The 5,891-nt window shown below is 65.7% G+C and carries 7 protein-coding genes; all 7 read left to right on the top strand.

The annotated features are described in order from the left end of the window. The first annotated feature begins 120 nt into the window (after positions 1 to 120). Positions 121 to 474: a (2Fe-2S) ferredoxin domain-containing protein gene (locus BGO22_RS20605; RefSeq protein WP_070400841.1), complete on the top strand. Its 354-nt coding sequence runs from the start codon at positions 121 to 123 to the stop codon at positions 472 to 474. A gap of 1 nt (position 475) precedes the next feature. Then, entirely contained in the window at positions 476 to 1,099 is a 624-nt protein-coding gene (locus BGO22_RS20600; RefSeq protein WP_286852337.1) for an alpha/beta hydrolase, read from the top strand. A 38-nt stretch (positions 1,100 to 1,137) separates the two neighbouring features. Beyond that, positions 1,138 to 2,316, top strand: coding sequence for a D-alanyl-D-alanine carboxypeptidase family protein (locus tag BGO22_RS20595; RefSeq protein WP_070400839.1), 1,179 nt, complete (start codon positions 1,138 to 1,140; stop codon positions 2,314 to 2,316). Between the two features lie 118 nt (positions 2,317 to 2,434). Then, positions 2,435 to 2,812 (top strand): 30S ribosomal protein S12, encoded by a 378-nt coding sequence (rpsL, locus tag BGO22_RS20590; RefSeq protein WP_009516237.1) that lies wholly within the window; start codon positions 2,435 to 2,437, stop codon positions 2,810 to 2,812. A 150-nt stretch (positions 2,813 to 2,962) separates the two neighbouring features. Further along, positions 2,963 to 3,433, top strand: a complete 471-nt coding sequence (rpsG, locus tag BGO22_RS20585) for a 30S ribosomal protein S7 (RefSeq protein WP_070400838.1) — start codon at positions 2,963 to 2,965, stop codon at positions 3,431 to 3,433. Positions 3,434 to 3,522: 89 nt separating this feature from the next. Continuing rightward, positions 3,523 to 5,625: an elongation factor G gene (gene fusA, locus BGO22_RS20580; RefSeq protein WP_070400837.1), complete on the top strand. Its 2,103-nt coding sequence runs from the start codon at positions 3,523 to 3,525 to the stop codon at positions 5,623 to 5,625. 157 nt (positions 5,626 to 5,782) lie between these two features. After that, the coding region (locus BGO22_RS20575) for a GTP-binding protein (RefSeq protein ID WP_208454991.1) at positions 5,783 to 5,891 on the top strand (109 nt) is incomplete at its 3' end.

The raw sequence follows: 5,891 nt of genomic DNA, 5'->3' as shown, positions 1-5,891 counted from the left end.
CGTTTTCATGGCCTGTCGCAGTGGCTGGGATGGCTGTGGCCCTTCGCCGCCATCCTGTTCGGGCTGCGGGCCGTGGCGCGTTCGCCAGGGCGCCAGGAGGCGGCCGCCTAGAATCGCGTCATGGCCGATGGCACCGCTACCCCTCCCGCTTCCTACTATCAGCGGCACATTTTTTTCTGCCTGAATCAGCGCGAGGGTGGCGAAGCCTGCTGCGCCGACCACAAGGCAGAAGACGCTTTTGCCCGCTGCAAGTCGCGCGCCAAGGCGCTCGGCCTGCTCGGTCCGGGGGGCGTGCGCGTCAACCGCGCAGGCTGTCTTGACCGCTGCGCGGGTGGCCCGATCGCGGTGGTGTACCCGGAGGCCGTCTGGTACAGCTACGTCGATCAGGCCGACATCGATGAAATCGTCGAGTCGCATCTGCGCGACGGCGTCGTGGTCGAGCGGCTGCTGACGCCTCCCGACGTGGGTCGCTGAGGTGAACGCGCAAACCGAATCGCGTCTGATCGACGGTCCGGCCGGCGCCATCGAGCTCGCCATCGACCGGCCCGAGGGCGCGGCCCGCGCCACGGCCGTCATCGCCCATCCGCATCCCTTGCACGGTGGCACGCTCACCAACAAAGTGGTGCAAACCCTGGCGCGCGCGGCCGTGCTGGCGGGCATGGTGGCGGTGCGTTTCAACTTCCGCGGCGTGGGGCGCTCCGGCGGGCAGTACGACGAGGGGCGCGGCGAGACCGACGACCTGATGGCCGTGGTGCAGTCGGAGGCGCCTTCCGGGCCCCTGGCCCTGGCCGGCTTCTCCTTCGGCTCCTACGTCACCAGCCAGGCCCTGCAGCGCCTGCATCCCGTGCGCGACGTCCGCGAGCTGGTCCTGGTCGGTACCGCCGCCAGCCGATTTCAAGTGGCGCCGATTCCGCAGGAACTTCAGGCCCGAACGCTGGTCGTTCACGGCGAGCTTGACGACACGGTGCCGCTGAGCGCGGTCATGGACTGGGCTCGCCCGCAGTCCCTGCCCGTGGTGGTGGTGCCGGGCGGCGGCCACTTCTTCCATGGCCAGCTGCCCTTGCTGCGCGAGCTGGTGTGGCGCCATTGGCGGCCTTGAGCCGCGGTGGCGCCGATTTTTTTGAGGACTTTGCGTTGATGACCCGTTTCCGTTCCCTGATCGCCGGCCTGGCGCTGTCGCTGGCCGCGCTGGCGCCTGCCTGGGCGCAGATGCCGCAACCCCCCGAGATCGCGGCGCGTTCCTATTTGCTGCTGGACGTGACCACCGGCCAGGTGTTGGCCAGCAAGGAGCCCGACGCGCCGGTGGAGCCGGCCTCGCTCACCAAGCTCATGTCGGCCTACCTGGTGTTCGACGCGCTGCGCGCCGGCAAGATCACGCTCACGCAGACCTTCGGCGTGAGCGAGCGCGCCTGGAAGATGCCGGGCTCGCGCATGTTCATCGAGCCGCGCATGCAGGTGCCGGTCGAAGACCTGATCAAGGGCATGATCGTGCAGTCGGGCAACGACGCCACGGTGGCGTTGGCCGAGGGCGTGGCGGGCTCTGTCGAGCGCTTCGTGGAACTCATGAACCAGCAGGCCAAGGCGCTGGGCATGACGGCCACCAGCTACCGCAACGTCGAGGGCCTGACGGCCCCGGGCCACACCACCACGGCGCGCGACCTGGCCACGCTGGCCACGCGGCTGATGAACGACTTCCCCCAATACGTCGGCTACTACTCCATCCAGCGCTATCGCTACCCGGGCACGCCCGCCACCAACGACACGAACCGCAACCTGCTGCTGTTCCGGGACCCGACCGTCGACGGGCTGAAAACCGGTCACACCGACGCGGCGGGCTACTGTCTGGTGGCCACCGCGCGCCGGCCGGTGCCTGGCCTGGGCGATGGGCCGGCTGGCCAGCGCCGCCTGGTGTCGGTGATGCTGGGCGCGTCGAGCGAGAACGCGCGGGCCGCCGAGTCGCAGAAGCTGCTCAACTGGGGCTACACCGCGTTCGATACCGTGCGCCTGCTGGCGGCCAACCAGCCGGCGGCCGAGCCGCGCATCTGGAAGGGCAAGGCCGACACCGCCAAACTCGGCCGCGCCGAAGGCGTGGTGGTGTCGGTGCCGGCCGGCCAGGGCGCTGGCCTGAAATCGACGGTGGTTCGCCCGGATCCCCTCGTCGCGCCCCTGCAGAAAGGGCAGCCGCTCGGCACGCTGCGCGTGACCACCGCCGCGGGTCAGCCCGTCGTGGAGGTGCCACTGACGGTGCTGGAGACCGTGGAGGAGGCGGGCATTTTCGGCCGCGCCTGGGACGCGATCCGCCTCTGGATCCAGTGACCCGTTCCCCGGGGGCGGGGGGCGGCTTGGCGCGGCTGACGCGCCAGTGCTACACTAGTAGGCTTTTCGGAATTTTCCGAAAGGCTTTGTCGTTTTCAAACGTTTAGGGACGTTTTCAATGCCAACCATCAACCAACTCGTGCGCCACGGCCGGGAGGTCGAAAAGACCAAATCCAAGAGCCCGGCCATGGAAAACTCGCCGCAACGCCGCGGCGTGTGCACCCGTGTGTACACCACGACCCCGAAGAAGCCGAACTCGGCGCTTCGCAAAGTTGCCAAGGTCCGCCTGACCAACGGCTTCGAGGTCATCTCCTACATCGGCGGTGAAGGCCACAACCTCCAGGAACACAGCGTGGTGCTGGTTCGCGGCGGCCGTGTGAAAGACCTTCCCGGTGTGCGCTACCACATCGTGCGTGGCTCGCTGGACCTGCAGGGCGTGAAAGACCGCAAGCAGGCCCGCTCCAAGTACGGCGCCAAGCGTCCCAAGAAGGCCTGATCGGTCTCATTCGGTGCCGCCCGGTTTTGACGAGCCGGAACGGCGTAGTGGCCTTGAACAGAGGCCGAGTAAGTGCAGGCTCCTGATGGGTCTGCGGGGTGTCTGGATCAAGAAGGACGTCCGGACATCAACTGAAGCAAGAGGTGAAACATGCCACGTCGTCGCGAAGTCCCTAAACGTGAAATCCTGCCGGACCCGAAGTTCGGCAACGTCGAAGTCGCCAAGTTCATGAACGTGATCATGCAAGGCGGCAAGAAGGCCGTGGCCGAGCGCATCATCTACGGTGCGTTTGAGCAGATCGAGAAGAAGTCGGGCAAGGACCCGCTCGAAATCTTCTCGACGGCCATCAACAACGTCAAGCCCATGGTGGAGGTGAAGAGCCGCCGCGTGGGTGGCGCCAACTACCAGGTGCCCGTTGAAGTGCGCCCGGTGCGCCGTCTGGCGCTGTCGATGCGCTGGATCAAGGAAGCGGCCAAGAAGCGCAGCGAAAAATCCATGGCCCTGCGCCTGGCCAACGAACTGATCGAGGCCACCGAAGGCCGTGGCGGCGCGATGAAGCGCCGCGACGAAGTGCACCGCATGGCCGAGGCCAACAAGGCCTTCAGCCATTTCCGCTTCTGATTCGGACCTTATCTTTCCGATCAACCTGACCCGAGAGCCCGCGGGCCCCTTACAGGGGTGGCGGGCTCGAACCATTCCGGAGTATTTCCATGGCCCGCACCACGCCCCTTGAGCGTTACCGCAACATCGGCATTTCCGCGCACATCGACGCTGGCAAGACCACGACGACCGAGCGCATCCTGTTCTATACCGGCGTGAACCACAAGATCGGTGAAGTGCACGACGGCGCCGCCACCATGGACTGGATGGAGCAGGAGCAGGAGCGCGGTATCACGATCACGTCCGCCGCCACCACCTGCTTCTGGAAGGGCATGGACCTGTCCTACCCGGAGCACCGCTTCAACATCATCGACACCCCCGGCCACGTCGACTTCACCATCGAGGTGGAGCGTTCCATGCGCGTGCTCGACGGCGCGTGCATGGTGTACTGCGCGGTGGGTGGTGTGCAGCCCCAGTCGGAAACCGTCTGGCGCCAGGCCAACAAGTACAAGGTGCCGCGTCTGGCGTTCGTCAACAAGATGGACCGCACCGGCGCGAACTTCTTCAAGGTCTATGACCAGATGCGCCTGCGCCTGAAGGCCAACCCCGTGCCGGTCGTCATTCCGATCGGTGCCGAGGACAACTTCAAGGGCGTGGTCGACCTGCTCAAGATGAAAGCCATCATCTGGGACGAGGCTTCGCAGGGCATGAAGTTCGAATACCACGACATCCCGGCCGAGCTCGTCGAGACCGCCAAGGAGTGGCGCGAGAAGATGGTCGAGGCCGCGGCCGAAGCCAGCGAAGACCTCATGAACAAGTACCTCGAGGAGGGTGACCTCTCCGAGGAAGAGATCAAGCTGGGCCTGCGCACGCGCACCATCTCGACCGAGATCCAGCCCATGCTGTGCGGCACGGCCTTCAAGAACAAGGGCGTGCAGCGCATGCTCGACGCCGTGATCGACTTCCTGCCTTCGCCGGTGGACATCCCCCCGGTGGCGGGTACCGACGAGAAGGAAGAGCCCGCGACCCGCCAGGCCGACGACGGCGAGAAGCTGTCCGCGCTGGCGTTCAAGCTCATGACCGACCCCTACGTCGGCCAGCTCACCTTCGTGCGCGTCTATTCGGGCGTGCTGAAGAAGGGCGACACCGTCTTCAACCCGGTCAAGGGCAAGAAGGAGCGCATCGGCCGTATCGTGCAGATGCACGCCAACAACCGCCAGGAAGTGGAAGAAATCCGCGCCGGCGACATCGCCGCCTGTGTGGGCCTGAAGGAAGTGACCACGGGTGAGACGCTGTGCGACCCCGATGCCGTCATCACCCTGGAGCGCATGGTCTTCCCCGAGCCCGTGATTGCGCAGGCCGTGGAACCCAAGACCAAGGCCGACCAGGAAAAGATGGGCATCGCGCTGCAGCGCCTGGCCTCGGAAGACCCCTCGTTCCGTGTCAAGACCGACGAGGAATCGGGCCAGACCATCATCTCCGGCATGGGCGAGCTGCACCTGGAGATCATCGTCGACCGCATGAAGCGTGAATTCGGCGTGGAAGCCAACGTGGGCAAGCCCCAGGTGGCCTACCGCGAGACCATCCGTAAGAGCGTGGACGAGGCCGAAGGCAAGTTCGTGCGCCAGTCCGGCGGCAAGGGCCAGTACGGTCACGTGGTGTTCAAGATCGAACCCAACGAGGCCGGCAAGGGCTTCGAGTTCGTGGACGCCATCAAGGGCGGCGTGGTGCCGCGCGAGTACATCCCGGCGGTGGAAAAGGGCGTGATCGAAGCCCTCAACACCGGCGTGCTGGCGGGCTTCCCGGTGGTGGACGTCAAGGTCACGCTGCATTTCGGTTCGTACCACGACGTGGACTCGTCCGAACAGGCTTTCAAGATGGCCGCCATCTTCGGCTTCAAGGAAGGCTGCAAGAAGGCCAACCCGGTCATCCTCGAGCCGATGATGGCCGTGGAAGTCGAGACGCCCGAGGACTACGCCGGCAACGTGATGGGCGACCTGTCGTCGCGTCGCGGCATGGTGCAGGGCATGGAGGACATGGTCGGTGGCGGCAAGGCCATCAAGGCCGAGGTGCCGCTGTCCGAAATGTTCGGCTACTCCACCACGCTGCGCTCGATGTCGCAGGGTCGTGCCACGTACACGATGGAGTTCAAGCACTACTCGGAAGCGCCGCGCAACGTGTCCGAGGCCATCGTGGCCGCGCGCGCGAAGTAAAGGTAAGTCGGTTCGACGGGGTGGGTGCTTCGCGCGCCCTCCCGCCGATCCAGTCGGTCTGCGACGCCACGCCGTCCTGTGCCCGTGCGGGACGATCCAGCAGTGGCGTGCAGACCTTAAACCCTCACACGGGCTTTGTTCTTTTTAAGGAATCGACATGGCTAAGGAAAAATTCGAGCGGACCAAGCCGCACGTGAACGTTGGCACGATCGGGCACGTGGACCACGGCAAGACGACGCTGACGGCGGCGATCACGACGGTGCTGG

Source organism: Hydrogenophaga sp. 70-12 (assembly GCF_001897365.1).
In the GTDB taxonomy this organism is placed as follows: Bacteria; Pseudomonadota; Gammaproteobacteria; order Burkholderiales; family Burkholderiaceae_C; genus Hydrogenophaga; species Hydrogenophaga borbori.
The sequence above is the reverse complement of the archived record's forward strand: the minus strand, read 5'-3'. Positions and strand labels throughout refer to the sequence as shown.

Coding starts and splice junctions, on each gene's coding strand:
- fusA (WP_070400837.1), top strand. CDS start 3,523: ATGGCCCGCACCACGCCCCTTGAGCGTTACCGCAACATCGGCATTTCC.
- rpsL (WP_009516237.1), top strand. CDS start 2,435: ATGCCAACCATCAACCAACTCGTGCGCCACGGCCGGGAGGTCGAAAAG.
- BGO22_RS20605 (WP_070400841.1), top strand. CDS start 121: ATGGCCGATGGCACCGCTACCCCTCCCGCTTCCTACTATCAGCGGCAC.
- BGO22_RS20595 (WP_070400839.1), top strand. CDS start 1,138: ATGACCCGTTTCCGTTCCCTGATCGCCGGCCTGGCGCTGTCGCTGGCC.
- rpsG (WP_070400838.1), top strand. CDS start 2,963: ATGCCACGTCGTCGCGAAGTCCCTAAACGTGAAATCCTGCCGGACCCG.